The organism is Nannocystis bainbridge (genome assembly GCF_028368995.1).
Lineage (GTDB): Bacteria > Myxococcota_A > Polyangia > Nannocystales > Nannocystaceae > Nannocystis > Nannocystis bainbridge.
In genome coordinates, this window is record NZ_JAQNDL010000001.1 from 1522756 (window position 1) to 1540027 (window position 17272).

The following is a 17272-nucleotide window of genomic DNA, read 5'->3' on the forward strand; positions in this document are numbered from 1 at the left end:
AGCAGGTCACGGAGTGGCCGCGGAGACCTGGACGCTGCGGATCTGCCCCTGCTCCATCGTGATGACCCGATCTGCGCAGGAGAAATAGCGGTCGTCGTGGCTGACCGCGAGCACGGTCTTTCCGCGGGCCCGGAGCGTGGGCAGCAGCTCGGTGTAGAAGTATTTGCGGAACTCGGGGTCCTGGTCGGCGGCCCACTCGTCGAAGACGTAGATCGGGCGGTCTTCGAGCAGCGCGACGATCATCGCCAGGCGCTTGCGCTGGCCGGTCGACAGCTCGCGCTTGGTGAAGCGCCCCTCGGCGAAGGAGGTCTGGCTGCGGAGGTGCATCTGCCCGAGCAGCCGGTGAACCTCGCCGGCGTCGACGTCGGCGAGGCCGTAGAGGCGCGAGAACAGGTGGAAGTCGGAGTAGATCGTCGTGAACAGCTCGCGGTAGGTGGCGGCGTTGCGCGGGTCGACAGTGACGCCGTCGACCGACAGTCGCCCGCCGCTCGGCGCGTACAGGCCCGTGAGCGTCTTGATCAGGGTCGTCTTGCCGCTGCCGTTGCCGCCGACGATGAACAGCACCTCGCCGGCCTTCACGGTGAGGTCGATCGGGCCGATGTGAAAGCCCTGCTCGCTGCCCCCGGCGTGGCCGTATTGCAGGCCGCGCAGCTCGATCGACGAGATGCGCCCGCCCCAGGGGTCCTCGCCGGGCTCGGAGCTCTCGAGGCCGGCCGCGTCGAGCTTGGCCTCGAGCGCCGCGATCTCGCCCAGCGCCTGGTTGGAGCGAGTGAACGCGGACACGCCGTTGATGATGCCGCTGAGCGGACCCCAGATGAACATCGTGCCGGCGACGAGCGTGCCGGTCATCGCCGTGTCCGTCTGCACGTACTGGGGCAGCACGAACACCACGGTGCCGAGCAGCGCGAACAGGCTGCAGTTGGCGAAGATCCAGTTGTCGTCGAAGATGCGGCCGGACTGGACCGTCGCGCGCCGCATCCGCTCGGAGTGCGCGACGATGCCGGCGCGCAGCTCGCTGCCGCGGCGACGGCTGTACTTCACCTCTTTGAAGCCGCGCAGCAGATCCGTCAGCGAGTCGAAGAAGCGCAGGCGCGTCTGGGCCTTCTCCTGGAAGTAGCCGTCGAGCTCGCGGATCCTGGCGCGGTAGATGCTCACGCTGATCGCGGTCAGCACCGCGAGCAAGATGAACGCGGTCGGCGACACGTACGCGAGGTAGAGGCAGGCGAACACGGAGATGCTGGCCGACTGCAGCACGTGGGCCATGTTGCCTGCCCACCCGGAGATCACGGCCGCGTTCTCGGTGAGGCGGTCGAAGATCTCGGCGGAGCCGATGCGCTCGATGCTGGCCAGATCGGCGCGCTCGACCTTGTCGACGATCCGCGTCTTCATGCGGTGCAGCGCCGACTCGACGATGGCCACACAGCGGTGGTACGTGGCGCGCCCCGCCACGGCGTAGAGGATGACGCCCAGGGCGAACATCGCAAACACGCGAAACTCGGTCGGGTCGGACGAAGCGCTCGCTGTATTGACCAGCGCGAGCACCAGCACGTTGGCGACGCCGGCGAGGCTGGCCGCGGCCAGCACCGCGCGTCGCTCCCGCCCTGCCTCGTCGAGGAACAGTTCGACGATAGTCATGGTTCGATGCCGTCGTACGCCGGTGGCCGGACGGGCTCAGCCCGCGGCCTTGGCCATGGCGATCCGCAGGGACAGCGGCCGCATGTCGGTCCACACTTCATCGATGTGGGCGAGGCACTCTCGCTTGGTGCCACGCTTGCCCGCCTTGCGCCATCCGGCCGGCAGCTCGCGGTCGGCGGCCCAGATCGAGTACTGCTCCTCGTGGTTGAGGACCACCTCGTAACGCAGGGTGTCATCCGTCTCGTCGTCGCGCATCGAAGTATTCCTGCTCAGTCGGCATCCAGCGGTGAAACGCGACAGCACGCTCGCACGTCGGCCGGTCGCCGTCAACATTCATTACGCGTCGCGCGGCGCACGACAGTGAACTGGTCCGGTGAAACACGCGGCGTCACCGATCGCGAGACGCGGCGTCCGCTACTCACATCCCATCTCCAGGCATTGCCGGCGAGTCGGGCGAATCTGCGCGAACCGCCGAACTGGCTCGCGTACCCGCACCGCGGGCCGCTCCTGGCCACATGCTTGCACACGAACGTGAGCAGAACGAGGGGTCGGCAGGCGACGATCTGACTCTTGTCATAAGCGCCGAGCAAGCATACGAGCGTCGCATCCGGTGCTCCGGGAAAGCGCTGCCCGCGGGCGCGTCCCGGAGGCTTTGCAGCGCAATGATCGTCGCATGGTCGTATCCGACGACCGTGCCGGCGTGCGCGTTCATGCGTGCCAGACGGGCCAGAGCGGGCTCTTGGCGACAGCCGCGCAGCGCACGCGGCCGAGAAATCGATGCAACGAACCTTGACATTCAAACCCAAATGCAGTGAGGTACTATCCATGGTGAGCGAGACGACACAAACGAACGAAGTGACCCCTGACCCGGAGGCTCGGCTGATGAAGGCCGACGCGATCATCCATCGCAACGTCCTGTGGGCGCTCGGCGCGGGGGTGGTACCGATCCCCATCGCCGACGTGCTCGCCGTCAGCGCGGTGCAGGTCAAGCAGCTCAAGGAGCTGTCCGAGCTCTACGGCATCACGTTCCGCGAGGACCTCGCCAAGAAGCTCGTCGGTTCGCTGCTCGTCGGCATGGGCGGCGTCGGGGTCGGCGCGGCGCTCGGCATGAGCTTCGCCAAGCTGATCCCGGTGGTCGGTCAGGCGCTGGGCATCGTCAGCGTGTCGGTCGCGTCCGGCGCCTTCACGCACGCCATCGGCCGCGTGTTCGTCATGCACTTCGAGTCCGGCGGCACCTTCCTCGACTTCGATCCGCACCGGATGCGCGAGCACTTCAGGCGCGAGTTCGAGGACGCGAAGGACAAGGTCGCCGAGCTGCGCAATCGGCCCGGCGCGTCGAGCGAGTCGCCCCAGAAGCCGGCGTAGTCCGAAGGAGCCGGCGATGGAATTGACCCTGCTCTTCGTCTACGCGCTGCCGATCGTGACCGTGCTGGCGCTCGGGCTGCTCGGCACGACGCGGCGCCTCGGCTTCTGGTGGACAGCGCTGCTGTCGATCGTGCTGACGCCGATCGGCGGATTCATCGCCGCGCAGCTCTCGGGCGCGCGCAAGGCCAAACGGCGAGCAGGCTGAAATTCTATGGCGAGCACCGAGGAGACGAAGGAGGTCGACGACCGTTCGCCCTTCCGCGAATGGAGCGAGAGGACGCTCGGTCAGTTCGAATACCTCACTTACACCGCGCTGGTCGTGGTGCTGCTGATGCTCGGCTTCCTGTGGCCGCGGATGTTCATCACCATCCCGACCGGGAGCCAGGGGGTGATGTACCGCTATTTCGCCGGAGGCACCGTGACGGAGAGGGTGTGGGGCGAAGGGCTGCACGTCATCCCGCCGTGGGACCACCTGACGGTGTACGAGGTGCGCCTGCAGCAGAAGACGCTGAAGTTCGACGTCCTCAGCGACGAGGGGCTCAACCTGCAGGTCGCCATCTCGGTGAAGTTCCGGCCGGACAGCGACATGCTCGGGCATCTGCACCGCGACATCGGCCCCGATTACTTCGCGCGGATCATCGAGCCGGACATCCAGGCCCACGTCCGGCGGGCCTTCGGCGATCGGCCGGCGTACAAGATCTATTCGAGCGCCAATGACCTGATGGCTGAATTGCGGCGGATCTCCTCGCTCGCGCGCGACGAACTCGGCGACGGCGAAGAGGAGAAGCCGTACGTGCAGATCCAGGAGATCGAGCTGGTCGACCTCGATCTGCCGGAGGTCGTGCTCGCCGCGATCGCCGAGCGGTACCGCCAGGAGCAGCTCACGCTCGAGTATCGCCACAGGCTCGAGCGCGAGGAGGCGGAGGCCCAGCGCAAGCGGACCGAGGCGAGCGGCATCCGCGACTACAATACGATCATCGGCGAGCTCTCCCCCGATGTACTGCGCTGGCGCGACCTCGAAGCGACGTCGGAGCTGGCCAAGGCGAACAACTCCAAGGTGCTCGTGCTCGGCGGAGGGGCCGGCTCGGGCTCCTCGCTGCTTTTCAACGTCGGTGGTGACTCGTTGCCGGCCGCCGCGCCGGCGGCCGCCGAATCGGCGGCCTCCAAGTCGACGGCCGCCACTTCGACGGCCTCCAAGTCGACGGCCACCAACTCGACGGCTTCCAATTCGACGGCCGCCACTTCGGCGTCCACCACGTCGTCCGCGGCTCGCTGAGCGCTCGGCGTGAATGCGGCCCCGGAGAATGATCGCCTGCTCGTTTGACGCTCTGGAGCCCGTGTACGAGGATGCCTTCGCAATGCCCATAGATGCCCCAGTACGCGCGGGTCGCCGCGATTCGGGATGTGCGTGATGGAGACGGCGATTCGCATCGGCCTCGCCCTCGCGCTGTCTTTCCTCGTGGTCGCGCTGTTCAGGCTCGGCCGCCGCAAACCGGCCTCGCGCAAGGATCCGGTGCGCCGCCGGGGATGGAGCTCCATCCTCGGTAACGCGCTGTTCCTCGGCGCCTTGTGGGTCGTGGTCGGCGTCATCGCGGCGTTCATGGCGCTCGGCGGCAACCTGGTCGACGCCGTCCCGCCGGTCGCCGAGCTCGTCGAGGTCCGCGACGAGCTCGGCGAAGCACCGATCGAGTGCGGCCCGCCTGGCCCGCGTGGCCAGCCGACCCTCGTCGAGGTCATCCACAGCATCGACCAGGGTCCCTGGCTCACGCAGGCCGCCAGCGCCTTCATGGAGGAGTGCCCGAACGTCCAGCTGCAACTGACCGCGCGCGACGATTTCGACGCTGCCAGCGCCATTCTCCGCGGTGAGCTGCGACCGACGTTGTGGGCGCCGGCCGAGGAGCTGTCGCTGCGCTACCTCGAGATCCGCTGGGGCGAGCAGTCGAGCGAATCGCTGTTCCGGATCGACGAGCGGCGCCCCCTCGTGCGCTCGCCGCTGGTCGCCCTGCTGCACGAGGAGCAGTTCCGGGCGCTGCAGGCGATCCGCGAGGCCGACCGCGACGGGGTGGGGTTCTGGGTCGACGCGCTCTGTCCGACGATCCCTCGCGCGCCCGCGCTCGAAGACGTGCTGCAGGAGGACATGCTCCCGGGCACCTGGATCGACTGGTACCTGCAGCGCAAGCCGGCGCAGCCCGCTCCGCCGGTCGTGACGAAGAAGGGGCGCGCCGCCGCTGCGGTCCCGTCGAAGCCCGCCGCTCCGACGATTCCGACGCCCGATGCGCTGCGCTCCTGGGGCCGCGTCAAGCTGGGGTTCCCCGCGCCGACGTCGTCCGCCGGCGGCATTGCGACGCTCTCGCTGATGGCCCGGCAGCACCTCCTCGCCGGCGGCGCCGGGGACCTCGCGCCCGCGCTCGAGCGCGAGGGCGAGGTCTTGCAGCGGTGGCTGCGGCGCTGCAACGCCGGGCGCGACGATTGGTTCGCCTCCGCGATCCTGCTGACCGATCACGTCTTCGACCTCGGGCCGAAGAGCTACGACGGCGTCATCACCTACGAGAGCCTCGTCTTCCCGATCCTCGGGCGGCTCCAATCCGAACATCTCGGCGAGGTCCGGGTATACTACCCGCCGACGACCTACGTCGCCGAGCACCCCGCGGTGCTGATGTGGCCCGACGACGAAATGCGCGCCCGTGAACTCGAGGCCGCGCAGCACTGGTTGCAATACCTCGAGAGCGAAGCGGTGCAGCGCAGCGCGGTCTCGTATGGCCTGCGCCCGGGACGGCTCGACCGCCCGCTCAGCGCATTCGACCTCGAGAAGAACCCCTTCCTCGATCTGCGTCGCTTCGGCATCGAGCTCGACCCGGAGCTCTCGGAGCCGCCGCGGCCCGACGGGTCGGCGCTGCGCAAGCTGCTCGAGCTGTGGCGCGACGCGACCGGCCGGAGTTGAGCCCGGGGGCTCCACCGGGCAGCCAGGAATTTGGCACTGGCCAATCACGTGAGCAGCTCGGCGAGGGGGAGCGTGCGGCAACCCCTCGTGCGCAGCCACGCCTCGACGTCCGCGCCTTCGGCGGTGTGAAAGCCGGCGGCGATCGAGGCGAGCCCTCGCGCGAGCCGCCAGGGCTCGGCGGACTGCTCGAGCATGTCGCAGACGCGGAAGGCCGCGCTGATGCCCGCCAGCGGCGGTTCGACCAGCGCGGCGCGCAGCGCCTGAATCAGCGGTGATTGAGCCGGCGCGAGCCAGAACAGCCGCGAAGCGAACGGCGAGCCGGCGGGCAGCTGCCCGGCGATCGCCGCCGGCAGCTCCGACGGCCGGCCGACGGCGATCCACTCGTCCGCCGGCGCGGTCGCCTGCGTGGCCGACCCGCCGCGCGCCGGCCCGAGTTCGAGCGCCGTGAGTTGCCCCGGGGCCAGGTCCGCGAGCGCGACTTCGAGGCAATGTTCGCCGGGCCCGGGGGCTTCGCTGCCGTACTTGAGGCCGTCCGGATGGTGGTAGAGCACGAATTGCTGCCACTCGTCGTCGCTGCGATCGACCACGAAGATCCCGCGCCCCACGGCCGCCAGCGGGCGACGCAAACCGGAGTTGACCACGCGGCTCCGCATCTGGACCGTGTCGAGCGCCGCGCCGTCGGCCGCACGCACAGTGAAGAACGACAGTTGCGCGAACCAGCGGTCGATCGGGAGCAACTGACACCCGCGCCGCCGCAACCACGCCTCGACCGCGTCGGCGCTGCCCGTGTGAAAGCCAGTCGTCACCTGGATCGTGCGGCGACCGCCGATCGCCTGCTGCTCGGGCGCGATCAGGTCGGTGAGGCAAAAGGCGTGCCCGGCGATCCTGCCCATCTCCTCGGCGATCCGGCGCCCGTCGTCGCTGGCGTCGCACACGGGCTCGGGGATGGCCGCGAACAGCTCGTCGGGGATCGAGGAGCTCGCGGCCACCAGGAAGAACAGCTTGTCCGCCAGCGGGCCAGCTGCGGGCACCGGCTCGGTGAACGCCGGCGGCAGGTCGCGGAGGCGATACACGAGCAGCCGTTCGCCCGCGAGCAGGCTGGTGATGTCGACCGCGCGACACTTCGCGGCGTTGCCCACCCGGCGGACTTCGAAGCCCGGGAACAGCACCGGCAACACCGCCTGCATTCGCCCCTGCGAGTCCTCCACGCGGAGATGACGGCCGCGCGGCTGGTAGAGGAACATGTGCTGCCAATAGGCCCAGCCGCGCGCCTCGAGCAGCGCGTCGAGGTAGACGCTGAACGAATTCGTCAGCGCTCGCGCCTCGCCGGAGTCCTCCTCGACCAGCGAGAAGCCGCCAGAGCGGCGCGCGAGCCCGAGGTAGCTGGTGTCGTACGGAAAATCGATCGGGATCCAGCGACCGCCGCCGATGCGCTCGGCGACCCGCGCGAGCGCACCGACGGGGAGCATCCGGATCGCCCCGCGCGCGCCGAAATCACGCCACCGCTCCTGGCGATGCGACCAGCGAATCTCGACCCCGTCGAGCTCGGCGTAGAACGCCCGCAGCGCGGCAGGCAGGCGCCGGCCGAGCTCGGCCTCGGCCCCGTCGAGCTCGGCCCCCGACGTCGGTGCCCCCAGCGTCTGCTTGTCGGTCGTGATGTCGGGGTGCGCGGCGAGCTCGTCGATCAGCGCATGGAAGCGGGCCCGCAACGTCATGCGGCGCCCTGCCCTGTCGCTTGCGAGAGCACGGCGGACCAGATCGACGGGAGCAGTTGCACGCCGGCCCCGGTCCCGTCGGGCGGACGGGCGAGCAACATCGAGTCGGCCTTGTCGCCGGCGAGCGCGTCCAGGGCCGCGAGCGCGCCGCCCGGATCGGCGGGGAGGAAGGCGGCGGCGACCTGCCGCGCGACGGTGTGGCGGTCCGCGGGGGTGACCTTCCTGGCGGCCTTGAGCGCGAGCTCCGGCTGCCCGTGGCGCATCGCGCGGTGCACCAGCGAGCTCGTGACTGCGTTCTTGCCGTAGGTGTCCTTCGCGTAGGCCTGAATGCGCGGCAGATCGGCGAGGTCGGCCTCGAGCGCCGCCGCCACCGCGGACCGATCGCCCTGCGCGGCCACGATGCGGAGCCGCAGGTCCGCGAGCTGGCTGCGCATGCTCGCCTCGATCCCGACGTCGTATTGCGTCCGCTTCTTGGAAGCGAGAAGACCCTCGATGGCCGCCAGGATCGGGTCGAGCTCGGCGTGTTCTCCCCGCTCGAGTGCCAGCCCCGCGAGGTCGCTCAAGGCTCCCACCTGCGCCATCACGCTGCCACCGGTCCGCGGATTCAGCTGGCGCAGCCGCTCGCGCGCCTGAGCCACCGTCTCGACGCCCAGGCGGATCCTGTACAGGGTGAACTTGTCGGACTCGGGCCAGAGCTCCGGGTCGCGCGCGAGCCGCTTCGCCGCCTCGATCTCGCCGAGCAGGAGGTGGCGCTCGACGAGCTCCGAGGCCAGCGGCTCCTCTTCGGCGCGGGGCGCCAGCACGTGCCGCGCTTCGGCGTCGCGACCCGCCGCCAGGAGGTGCCTGCCCAGCGGGATGGCCGCGTCCGACTCGAGCGCGACGAGCGTGTCGAGGTGCTCGCGTGCCCAGGTCGCGCACGCCCGCACTCCGTCGCCTCGCTTCAGCGCGATGTGGCGGTAACCGGCTTCGATGGCGTTGATCAGCGCGAGCGTGGTCTTCGGATCGTCGACGGCGATCCACAGCAGCGAGTCTGCGTACTGCAGGACCTCGCCGAGCGACTCCGGGTCCTCGCGCAGCCAGCGATCGAGCGTGCGACGCACCGACTTCGCGGCGCCGTTCGCGACCTGCGCGCGCAACAGCGGCACGAGCGCGGTGAAGCGGTCGGACTCGCCCCACTCCGGCTCGCCCGCGAACGCCTCGTCGATCACCGCGTCGACGAGCTGCTCCAGCGCGGCCCCCCGCCCGCCGGCACCGACAAGAGCGAGCGCCTCGACGGCGTTGGCGGCCCACAACGGGCGGCCCCTGGGGTCCTTGGCCGCGCTCTTCACGAACGCGTCGAGCGCCGCGTCCACGGAGCCGGCTCCGGCCGCCGCGGCGATAGCGAGGGTGGGTGCCCGCAGGTCGGCGCGGAGCCCCTGGGCGAGCGAGGCCGCCAGCTCGGGCCGTCCGGCGGCGACGCAGCGGCGCGCCGCCTCCTCGATCGCAGCCGACTCGCGCAGACGTTCGACGCTGCCCGCGGCCTTGCGGCTCCGGTCCAGCAGCGCCTCGACCGTGAGCGTCTGAGCCGCGGCGGACGCTTTTCCCGGCCGCGCGGGCTTCGGCTTCGCGGGCGCGGCGGACTTTGCCTTCGCGGTCGCGGGGACCTTCTTCGCGGCAGACTTCGTGGACTTTACCTTCGCAGTCGCGGGGACCTTCTTCGCGGACTTTGCCTTCGCAGTCGCGGGGACCTTCTTCGCGGCAGACTTCGCGGACTTCTTCTTCGGCGTGGCACTCATGGACGTGGACTCGGTTCGCTGGAGGTTGGTGACCGGGTGCGAGCAATGCGAGGTCTGGTCGTCTTCGCAGAGGATAACCTCGTAGAAGGTGCCGGTGAGGTTCTTCGCCGTTTCGCGGGTCGCGGGGAGAGACACGGCGCTCGACAGGCCCTCTCACGGCAGGACGCAGCGAGGAGCTCGACCGTCTCACGAAATTTGTCGAGCCCCGGACCTACGGCCCCGCCTCATGCCCTGCCCTACCGAGAACACGGGCGACCGGGCACCTCACGTGTGTTCAGGGAGACGCATGACCAGCGGCGACTCGCCGCTCGTCACGCTCTACTGGATGCCCTCGAATCCAGGTCGGCCGTCGCGGTCATCGACGCTGAGCGCGACCTCGAAGCGCTGCTCGTGGCGAGCTCCGACGCCATCACGCAGCCGAACATCCGGCATACTCTGCGCGGCATGTCCTCCCTCGAGCTCGTGGCCCTGATCGTCGACGACTACGACCCCGCGATCGAATTCTTCGTCGGCGCGCTCGGCTTCACATTGGTCGAGGACTCGCCGGCGCACACCAACGACGGGCGCTCGAAGCGTTGGGTGGTCGTGCGGCCGCCCGGGGCGCAGACGGCGATCTTGCTCGCGCGCGCCGACGGGCCGCGTCAGGCCGCGGCTGTCGGCGAGCAGTTCGCCGGCCGCGTCGGCCTGTTCCTGCGCGTCGACGACTTCGAGGCCGCACACGCGCGCATGCTCGCGGCCGGCGTCGAGTTCGTGTCTGCCCCGCGCACCGAGCCGTACGGGCGCGTCGCCGTGTTCCGCGACATCGCCGGCAACCGCTGGGACATGCTCGGCCCGGACCCGCGCCGCTGAGCTGCCACCTCGTGGCGCACGCGAGTGACATGTCCTTTCGGACATGCCGCGTCACTCGGCGGCGAGCACCGCCAGCGCGTCCGACGACTCGTAGTAGACGGCGTCGAGCCCACGCAGCAGCGCGGCCCGCTGTTCGCGGGAGAACACCGGCTCTAGCGACTTCAAGACGCGAGGGTCGTAGAAGCGGAAATACACGCGGTCCGCCTCGCCCTCGACCTCGACCATCAAGAACTGTCGCAGGTGCCGCCGCACCGCCTCGAGCGGCTTCTTGCTGACGAGGAACACGCCCCACGCGTCGCCCCAGCCCTCATGGACCAGGCGCTCGAGCAGCAGGGAGTCGGCCCGCAGCTGGACCACGTACGGCGCCACGTCGTCGAACGCGCGGCCCCTCTCGCCGTCGAACAGCGAGGCGTAGGGATCGACGCTCTCCTCGATGAGCTGGAGCGCCCGCTCGGAGCGCGCGGCGTCGACGACCGCGTAGAGCGTGCCCGCGTCGCACGGGGCCCGGAGCGTGGCGAGAGCGGCGAGCCCCGCCTCGCTCGGCGTGACCGGCCCGGGCGGCGGCGTGTAGTCCTCGACGAGGAAGCGGAAGCTCGTGCGGCCGGCCGTCATCCACCCGCGGCTGGCCAGCTCGCCGACGAAGCACGGCTCGCCGTCGACGGCGATCCGGTGCGGGTCGAGGGCCTGCACGTGGGCGCACACGCCGTCCCACACGATCTGGAAGTGCGGCGAGCCGCCGGCATCGGCGTGGACCACGAAATCGGACCGCGCAGTGCCCACGGTGCGCGGCTCACCCGGCTCGAGGATCAGCTTGTGGTAGCTCTCGCGGCCCGACCATACTTGCAAGATCGCTCGACGCCTCGTCGCCGGCCCGAGCGGCAGCAGGTGATAGCGCGCGAACGTGTAGTCGAGCTCGCCGAGCGCGTCGGCGTATTCGGGGTCGAGCTCGCCGAACTCGCGGAGGCCGAGCGGACCGAGGTTGGTGCGCGCGCGATCGTCAGGGTGAGGGATCCGGCCGCGGGCGGTGGTCCGGGCCATGAACTCGAGCTGGACGGCGATCGTTCGCAGCGCGGGCCAGCGCGAGGGGTCGAGCGCGCGGGTGTGGGCGCGGGCCTCGGCGAGCACCTCCGCGAAGGCGTCGCGCGACGTGATCCGCATCAGCTCGGACACGCGTCAGCCCCACGGGTGAAAGCGCTTGGGGATCATGACCTGCGTGGCGCCGCCCTTGCAGTGCACGGGATCCGCGAGCGACCAATCGTCGACGATGGGGGCGGCGGTGCTCTGGAGGCCGAGAGCGGGATCGCCGAAGGTGACCTCGCGCGGCTCGCGGACCACGGGCGGCGGGCTCGGCTTGCCGTCGACGAGCGCGTAGGCGGAAGACGAGCAGCCGACCTCCTCCGGCGTGATCGACGGGTCGAGCGTGAAGTACTGGCCGGTGCCGGCGCCCGGGATGCTGCGCTGAAACAGGGTCTGCTCGCTGAACGAGCGCACCGAGACGGGCCGGCTCAGGTCGATGCCCTTGATGTGCGAGAGGATCTGGCTCGGCTTCATCTTGCTGGGCCCGTGCGCGGCGTAGAACTGATAGGCGACGGCGTAGCGGGTCTGCACGCGCAGCTCCGCGAGGCCGTCGTCCGCGTCGTCCTGGGCGGCGAGCTCGTGCTTCGAGACGTCGAGGTCGGCGAAGGCGTCGCGGCCGCTGCGGGCGCCGGGCGGCGGCTCGTCGTCGTCGAGGGTCGCGCTGCCCGGGTCGGACGCGATCGGCTCGGCGGAGTCGTCGAAGGTGTCGACCGCGACGCGCTGGCGCTCGCACTCCTCACAGAAGGGCGTCCCGCGGCGCGCGGCGACCCGGAGCGCGAAGCTCTGCGGGGTGTCGCCGATGATCACGGTCGGGCAGCCGGCCGTGATCATGTCGCCCGAGGCGTGCACGGCGGGATCGGTGCGGCGCGCGGCCTGGCGGTGATTGATCAGCACGGTCGCCGAGCCCTGCTTGATCTTGTCGGTCGGACCGACCGGGAAGCACACGACGCGATCGTCCTTCCGCGCCGCCGGGAGGAAGCCGACGATCACGTCGGCGCTGCCCGAATAGATCGGCCCGCCGACGTGCGGCACGGGCCCGTCTTTGGGGCAGCTGTGATAGTCGCTGATCCGGGCGGCTTCGGGCATGACAACGGCCTTCTGCGGGTTCGTGGCAGCCTAACAGAAGACGCGGAGGGCGACACACGAACGGCGATGTGGCCATGGGACGCATCATGCGCGCCGCGGTCCGCGGATGCGTGCGCGACGCGGGCGCGCGCGCGCTTTCGTCGGCGCAATGGACAGACGCGGGTCATCGCGGGCATGATGGTCGGACGCCCGTGTCCGGTTCGTTCTCTCCGCGCGTCGGTGACCGCGTCCGCGAACGCTTCGAGCTGATGGCGCCGCTGCGCGAGGGCGGATCGACGCAGGTGTTCCTGGCCGTCGATCATCAGGTCGGCCGCGAGGTGGAGCTGCTGCTGTTCGACCCGACCTGCGTCCGGGCCGAGTCGTGGAGCGCGTTCGCTCGAGCGGTCCGCGCGGCGGCCGCGGCCAAGATCCCGGGCCTGGTGCTGCCCCGGGGCTTGACGGAGGCCGCCCCCGCCCCGCCGTATTGCGCGACGGACGTACAAGCGGCGTCCAGCCTGGCGCGGCTGGTCGAGCGCGGCCCCACGCCCTGGCAGCGCGCGCTGACCCTGTGCGAGCGGATCGCGGCGATCGTCGAGCGCGCGCACGCGGCCACGGGCGTGGCCCACCGCGCGCTGACGCCGTCGCGCTGCGTCGTGACCGGGCGCGACGAGGTGCGGGTGCTCGACTACGGGGTCGTCGAGGTGACGGGCGTCGAGGACTCGCCGTACCGCGCACCGGAGCAGCAAGGCGACAGCGGCGATCCGCGGAGCGATGTCCGGGCGATCGGGGTGATGCTCTGTGAATTGATCACGGGCCAGCGCGTCGGCGACGAACCACCGCGGGTGGACGCGATCGCCGACCTGAGCCAGGGCGTCCGCGACCTCGTCCACAAGGCTCTGGGCGCCGATCCAGGGCAGCGCTACGCCGATCTGGCGGCGCTGCGCGTGGCGATGTGCGCCCTGCTCGAGATCGAGTTCGTCGCGGTCCAGCCCGCGCCGCCGCCGGCTTCGCGCGAGCCGAAACCAGCCCCGCGCGCCGAGCCGTCGCCCGCCGGCGCGGAGCCCCCGTTGCACGGCGGCGCGACGGCGTCTTCGCAGCGCGACGTACGGCGCGACACGGCGCCTCCGCAGTCGCGCCGCACGGCCCCGCAGTCCGTGGTCCCCTCGGCGCTCCCGCCTCCGCAATCGCGCCGCACGGCCCCGCAGTCCGTGGTCCCCTCGGCGCTCCCGCCTCGCTCGGCGAAGCCTTCGCCCGCCGCGCCGCCGCCCCTGCTGCCGCCGCTGGAGGACGGGACCCAGGTGCTCGCGCTCGATTCGATCGCGCAGGCACCGGCCGCGCGCACGAGCCGGACGGGCGCGCAGGTCCCCGTCCCCGCGAGCGACGGGACTCAGGTGCTCGCGCTCGATTCGCTCGCGCCTGCGTCACCGACTGCGCGCACGCAAAGGACAGGCGCGCAGGTCCCCGTCTCCGCGGCGAGCGATGGGACTCAGGTGCTCGCGCTCGATTCGCTCACGCCCGCGTCACCGGCTGCGCGCACGCACGAGACGGGCGCGCAGGTCCCCATCCCGGTGAGCGACAGGACCGAAGTGGTGTCGCTCGAAGCGATCGCGCAGGCAGCTCAGGCTGCGCGCGCGCGCAAGACGGGCGCGCAGGCGTCTGTTCCGCCGGCGAGCGCGAGGTCGGGGGCGACTTCGCGGCGCGCGGTCAACGGCTCGCCTGCAGCCTCCACCCGCCCCGGCACCGGGTCCCAGCGGGCCATCGCGCGTCCGGAGCCGCCGGTCGACGCGACGGTCGTCGCGCGCTCGCCCTTGAATCCTTCGCTCTCGCGGCTGCCGGCGCCGGCCTCGGCCGCCGCGAATGGCGTCACTCGACAGCCCGCGAATCGATCGACCCCGTCGCCCGCGATGGCGACATTCGTCGGGGCGCGGCCCGCCTCCGACTCGACGATGATCCTGCCGGCGCCCGAGCTCCCGGTGCGAGCGAGCGAGCCGGATCGCACGGTGATCTGGCGACCGCCAGGCGCGTCTGAAGACGACGCCGCAACGTCGCGCGGATCCTCGGAGGTCGCGCCGGAGCTGCCGTCGCACGAGCAGACCAGGATCCTCGCGCCGGGGCCCGTCCCGCCGAAGTCACCGCGGCTGGCCGCGGCCGCAGGATGGTCGCTGCAGAAGAAGCTGCTCGTCGTCAATGTCGCGCTCGCCGTGGTCATCCTGGTCGGGGTGATCGTCGCGACCTGAGGCGAGCGCCCGCGCGTGAGTCGCACGAGTGGCTTCGCGCGTCGCTGCGCGGACCTCTGCGCATGCTCGCCAGCGCTCGTCGCCGTCGTGACAGCCGCGCAAGAAGGCCGGCCCATGGACCGGCTATGTCCAGTGCGTATCCGGTGCGTCGTCGCCCGCGCCTCCGGGTGGACCGGGCGTCACGCGTCGGGAATCGTAGGAGTCCTCGAACCGCGCCCGGGCGAGGGCCTCACGGGCGATCCGAGGGGGTCCACGCGGCATCCGCATGCGCACGCCAGTTCGGTGATTCACGCCGATCGTCCGGGGCGCGCGGGCTCGTCGCGCCGTCCGTGCCGGAGGCGACCGTGTTACAGTCCGCCGCGATGGACTCGGTGATGTCTCCGCGCTCGCGCAGCCACCGGGGCGAGGGACCACTTTGAGCACCCCAAAGGTCATCGGGTTGAACATCCGCAAGGAGGCGAGCGGACGCAGCGCCAAGCTCGGCCTGCTCCCACGCGGCGCACGGATCGAGCTCGGCGAGCGCTCGTCGGACGGCAAGTGGGCGCGGATCGGCCGCGTGGTGTCCGGCCAGATCGCCCCGGTGCAGCAGAACGGCGCCCTCGATCCCACGGCCGCCACCGGCTGGGTGTTCATCGGCGAGCTCGATCAAGGCGCCGCCCAGCCCGAGGTGTTCGACGAGGTCGTCGCCCCGGCCAAGCCGGTCGCGATGGCGGCCGGCGAGTTCGTCGGATACATCGGCGAATATCAACAGCACGTCGACGCGCTGCAGACCCCGGTCCGCGGGCGCCGTCCGCTGCTCCACCTCGAGGTGTTCAGCGGCGACGACGTCCCGGGCTTCATCGAGAAGTGCCGGCAATACGCCAAGACGCTGCCGGCCGGCAGCGGGACCCTGTTCGTGGTCGAGAAGGGCGCGAAGCTGGTCCAGCCCGCGTCGTCGAACGGCGAGATCGGGGCCGACGACCCGGTGGCGCCCGTCGCCAGCAAGGCCGCCGGCGCGTGGGTGCAGGTCAAGCGCGCGACGCTGCAAGTGCTGGAGCGCCGCCCGCTCGGCGAATACGACACCGCGACCAAGACCTACGCCAGCGGCGCCGTCTTCACCGGCTGGTTCGTGGGCGCGCAGGACGGTCAGCGCACGCAGGACGAGGCCGCCTCGGGACGCCTCGGCTATACGCGACGCGAGGTGCTGGTGCCGACGGGCCAGCCGGTGTGGGTGGAGCGCTCGGCGCTCGACGCCCGGGCGACGGCGTGCGTGCCGTTGAAGACGTGGAGCGAGTATCCGCTGCGGGTGGCCAACGCCGCCGATCCGCCGGTCACCCTCACCCGCGTGATCTCGAAGACGGAGCTCGAGCGCACGCCGGCGAGCGGGCGGGCCACCGACCCCGATGGCAACCTCTGGTGGCGCGTGTCGGCGCGGCGCGACCCCGACTCGAGCGGCAACACCACGGCCGTCGGCTGGGCCTGTGAAAAGGGCCACGACAAGGTGTCGTGGCAATCGCCGTGGGCCTGGCCGGGCTTCGAGTTCGTCGAGGAGGGGGAGATCGAGCCGGTCGATCAGTGGTCGACGATGCTCTACCGCATGGGCATGGCCAACGACGAGGAGCTGAGCGACTTCAAGATGCGCGCCGACAAGGTCGACAAGAGCGCGCTGCTGCAGAAGCTCTACGAGCTGATCGACACCAACAAGAACTGGATCTTCGAGCCCCACGAGCTGCGCGCGGCGATGCGGCAGCCGCTGCTGGCGCAGGCGTTGAGCCGGATCCTCAGCCGCTACGAGAGCGAGTGGGGCGGCGAGGACGCCAAGTGGGACGCCCTCGACCCGCTGGTCCTCGACGGCAAGCCGGAGTGGCAGGCCGAGAAGCTGCGGATCAAGGGGCTGCGGTGGTGGCCGCAGGTGGCCGCCAAGGTGCAGGGGTTCCCGAGCAGCCCGGTGGCCTACCACATCCATCCGACGGGCCTCATCGAGAACTTCTACTCCCAGCCCAGCGCCACCGCCGCCAGCGCCGACACCGGCGGCGCGCGGGAGAAGAGCGGCGCGGTGTGGGTCAGCCGCTTCATGCCCAGCCAGGCCATCTCGGACCTCAAGGACCCGTTCCGCACGAGCGTCACGAACTTCTTCAACGCCCTCGCCACCGCGGGCGTGGCGAGGAACATCAACACCACGCTGCGCCCGCCGCAGCGCTCCTATTTGATGTACTACGCCCGCGAGATCACCGCGGGCCGGCTCGCGCCCGACAAGGTGCCCGCATTCGTCCCGCAGGACGGCGACGCGCCGGTCAACATCGACTGGGCGCACCTCGACAGCGCGGGCAAGCCGAACCTCACCGCCGCCCGGCAGGGGGCGCGAGAGATGGACACGAGGTACGGAGCCGCCGGCGCGATCGGCATGGCCTACCGGTCGAATCACAACAAGGGCCAGGCGATCGACGTCAGCTTCACGCCGGCGTGGGGCGTCGGCAAGAGCGTCGTCGACGCCACCGGCAAGACCGTGGCGATCGGCTCGAAGCGAGACCTGCTCGAGGTGGGCGCGACCTACGGCGTCTACCACTGGACCTACCACGGCGCGAAGACCAAATCCGACGAGCCGCACTGGTCGCTGACCGGGAATTGATTCGC

13 protein-coding genes are annotated in these 17272 nt (G+C 70.9%); 7 read left to right on the forward strand and 6 right to left on the reverse strand.

Annotation, left to right across the window (positions count from 1 at the left end):
* Nucleotides 1-6: 6 nt before the first annotated feature.
* Both POL25_RS05945 and POL25_RS05950 read right to left on the reverse strand, forming a co-directional pair.
* Entirely contained in the window at nucleotides 7-1635 is a 1629-nt protein-coding gene (locus tag POL25_RS05945; RefSeq protein WP_272084879.1) for a cyclic peptide export ABC transporter, read from the reverse strand.
* Nucleotides 1636-1671: 36 nt separating this feature from the next.
* Nucleotides 1672-1890 carry an MbtH family protein gene (locus POL25_RS05950; RefSeq protein ID WP_272084880.1) on the reverse strand — a complete coding sequence of 73 codons (219 nt, stop codon included), beginning with the start codon at nucleotides 1888-1890 and terminating at the stop codon, nucleotides 1672-1674.
* Between the two features lie 627 nt (nucleotides 1891-2517).
* On the opposite strand from POL25_RS05950, the gene POL25_RS05955 reads away from it, so the two are divergent.
* From POL25_RS05955 to POL25_RS05970, 4 genes are all read left to right on the forward strand, one after another.
* A complete protein-coding gene (locus POL25_RS05955) occupies nucleotides 2518-3000 on the forward strand; it encodes a YcjF family protein (RefSeq protein WP_272084882.1) in 483 nt (160 codons plus the stop codon).
* 16 nt (nucleotides 3001-3016) lie between these two features.
* Nucleotides 3017-3205, forward strand: a complete 189-nt coding sequence (locus POL25_RS05960; protein ID WP_272084884.1) for a hypothetical protein — start codon at nucleotides 3017-3019, stop codon at nucleotides 3203-3205.
* Nucleotides 3206-3211: 6 nt separating this feature from the next.
* Nucleotides 3212-4276, forward strand: coding sequence for a prohibitin family protein (locus tag POL25_RS05965; RefSeq protein ID WP_272084886.1), 1065 nt, complete (start codon nucleotides 3212-3214; stop codon nucleotides 4274-4276).
* Nucleotides 4277-4411: 135 nt separating this feature from the next.
* A complete protein-coding gene (locus tag POL25_RS05970; protein ID WP_272084887.1) occupies nucleotides 4412-5941 on the forward strand; it encodes a substrate-binding domain-containing protein in 1530 nt (509 codons plus the stop codon).
* Nucleotides 5942-5985: 44 nt separating this feature from the next.
* Here the strand turns inward: POL25_RS05970 and POL25_RS05975 are convergent, their stop codons facing one another.
* On the reverse strand, nucleotides 5986-7656 hold the full coding sequence (locus POL25_RS05975; protein ID WP_272084889.1) for an SMI1/KNR4 family protein: 1671 nt from the start codon (nucleotides 7654-7656) through the stop codon (nucleotides 5986-5988).
* A complete protein-coding gene (locus tag POL25_RS05980) occupies nucleotides 7653-9566 on the reverse strand; it encodes a hypothetical protein (protein WP_272084891.1) in 1914 nt (637 codons plus the stop codon). The genes POL25_RS05975 and POL25_RS05980 overlap by 4 nt, the downstream gene beginning before the upstream one ends.
* 309 nt (nucleotides 9567-9875) lie before the next feature.
* Here POL25_RS05980 and POL25_RS05985 point away from each other — a divergent pair, with 309 nt between their 5' ends.
* The gene (locus POL25_RS05985) at nucleotides 9876-10280 is read left to right on the forward strand and encodes a VOC family protein (protein WP_272084893.1); all 405 of its coding nucleotides are present in this window, start codon (nucleotides 9876-9878) and stop codon (nucleotides 10278-10280) included.
* A 51-nt stretch (nucleotides 10281-10331) separates the two neighbouring features.
* On the opposite strand, the gene POL25_RS05990 is transcribed toward POL25_RS05985, so the two are convergent.
* Entirely contained in the window at nucleotides 10332-11450 is a 1119-nt protein-coding gene (locus tag POL25_RS05990) for a DUF4123 domain-containing protein (RefSeq protein ID WP_272084895.1), read from the reverse strand.
* Between the two features lie 3 nt (nucleotides 11451-11453).
* A complete protein-coding gene (locus POL25_RS05995) occupies nucleotides 11454-12443 on the reverse strand; it encodes a PAAR domain-containing protein (protein WP_272084897.1) in 990 nt (329 codons plus the stop codon).
* A 191-nt stretch (nucleotides 12444-12634) separates the two neighbouring features.
* Here POL25_RS05995 and POL25_RS06000 point away from each other — a divergent pair, with 191 nt between their 5' ends.
* Together POL25_RS06000 and POL25_RS06005 are read left to right on the forward strand one after the other, a co-directional pair.
* A complete protein-coding gene (locus POL25_RS06000; RefSeq protein WP_272084899.1) occupies nucleotides 12635-14659 on the forward strand; it encodes a serine/threonine protein kinase in 2025 nt (674 codons plus the stop codon).
* A 439-nt stretch (nucleotides 14660-15098) separates the two neighbouring features.
* Entirely contained in the window at nucleotides 15099-17267 is a 2169-nt protein-coding gene (locus tag POL25_RS06005; protein WP_272084900.1) for a hypothetical protein, read from the forward strand.
* The last annotated feature ends 5 nt before the right edge of the window (nucleotides 17268-17272 follow it).

Excerpts from the sequence above, each read along its gene's own strand:
- POL25_RS05985 (WP_272084893.1), top strand. The coding sequence starts at position 9,876 with ATGTCCTCCCTCGAGCTCGTGGCCCTGATCGTCGACGACTACGACCCC.
- POL25_RS05975 (WP_272084889.1), bottom strand. The coding sequence starts at position 7,656 with ATGACGTTGCGGGCCCGCTTCCATGCGCTGATCGACGAGCTCGCCGCG.
- POL25_RS05965 (WP_272084886.1), top strand. The coding sequence starts at position 3,212 with ATGGCGAGCACCGAGGAGACGAAGGAGGTCGACGACCGTTCGCCCTTC.
- POL25_RS05950 (WP_272084880.1), bottom strand. The coding sequence starts at position 1,890 with ATGCGCGACGACGAGACGGATGACACCCTGCGTTACGAGGTGGTCCTC.
- POL25_RS05955 (WP_272084882.1), top strand. The coding sequence starts at position 2,518 with ATGAAGGCCGACGCGATCATCCATCGCAACGTCCTGTGGGCGCTCGGC.
- POL25_RS05970 (WP_272084887.1), top strand. The coding sequence starts at position 4,412 with ATGGAGACGGCGATTCGCATCGGCCTCGCCCTCGCGCTGTCTTTCCTC.
- POL25_RS05995 (WP_272084897.1), bottom strand. The coding sequence starts at position 12,443 with ATGCCCGAAGCCGCCCGGATCAGCGACTATCACAGCTGCCCCAAAGAC.
- POL25_RS05960 (WP_272084884.1), top strand. The coding sequence starts at position 3,017 with ATGGAATTGACCCTGCTCTTCGTCTACGCGCTGCCGATCGTGACCGTG.
- POL25_RS05945 (WP_272084879.1), bottom strand. The coding sequence starts at position 1,635 with ATGACTATCGTCGAACTGTTCCTCGACGAGGCAGGGCGGGAGCGACGC.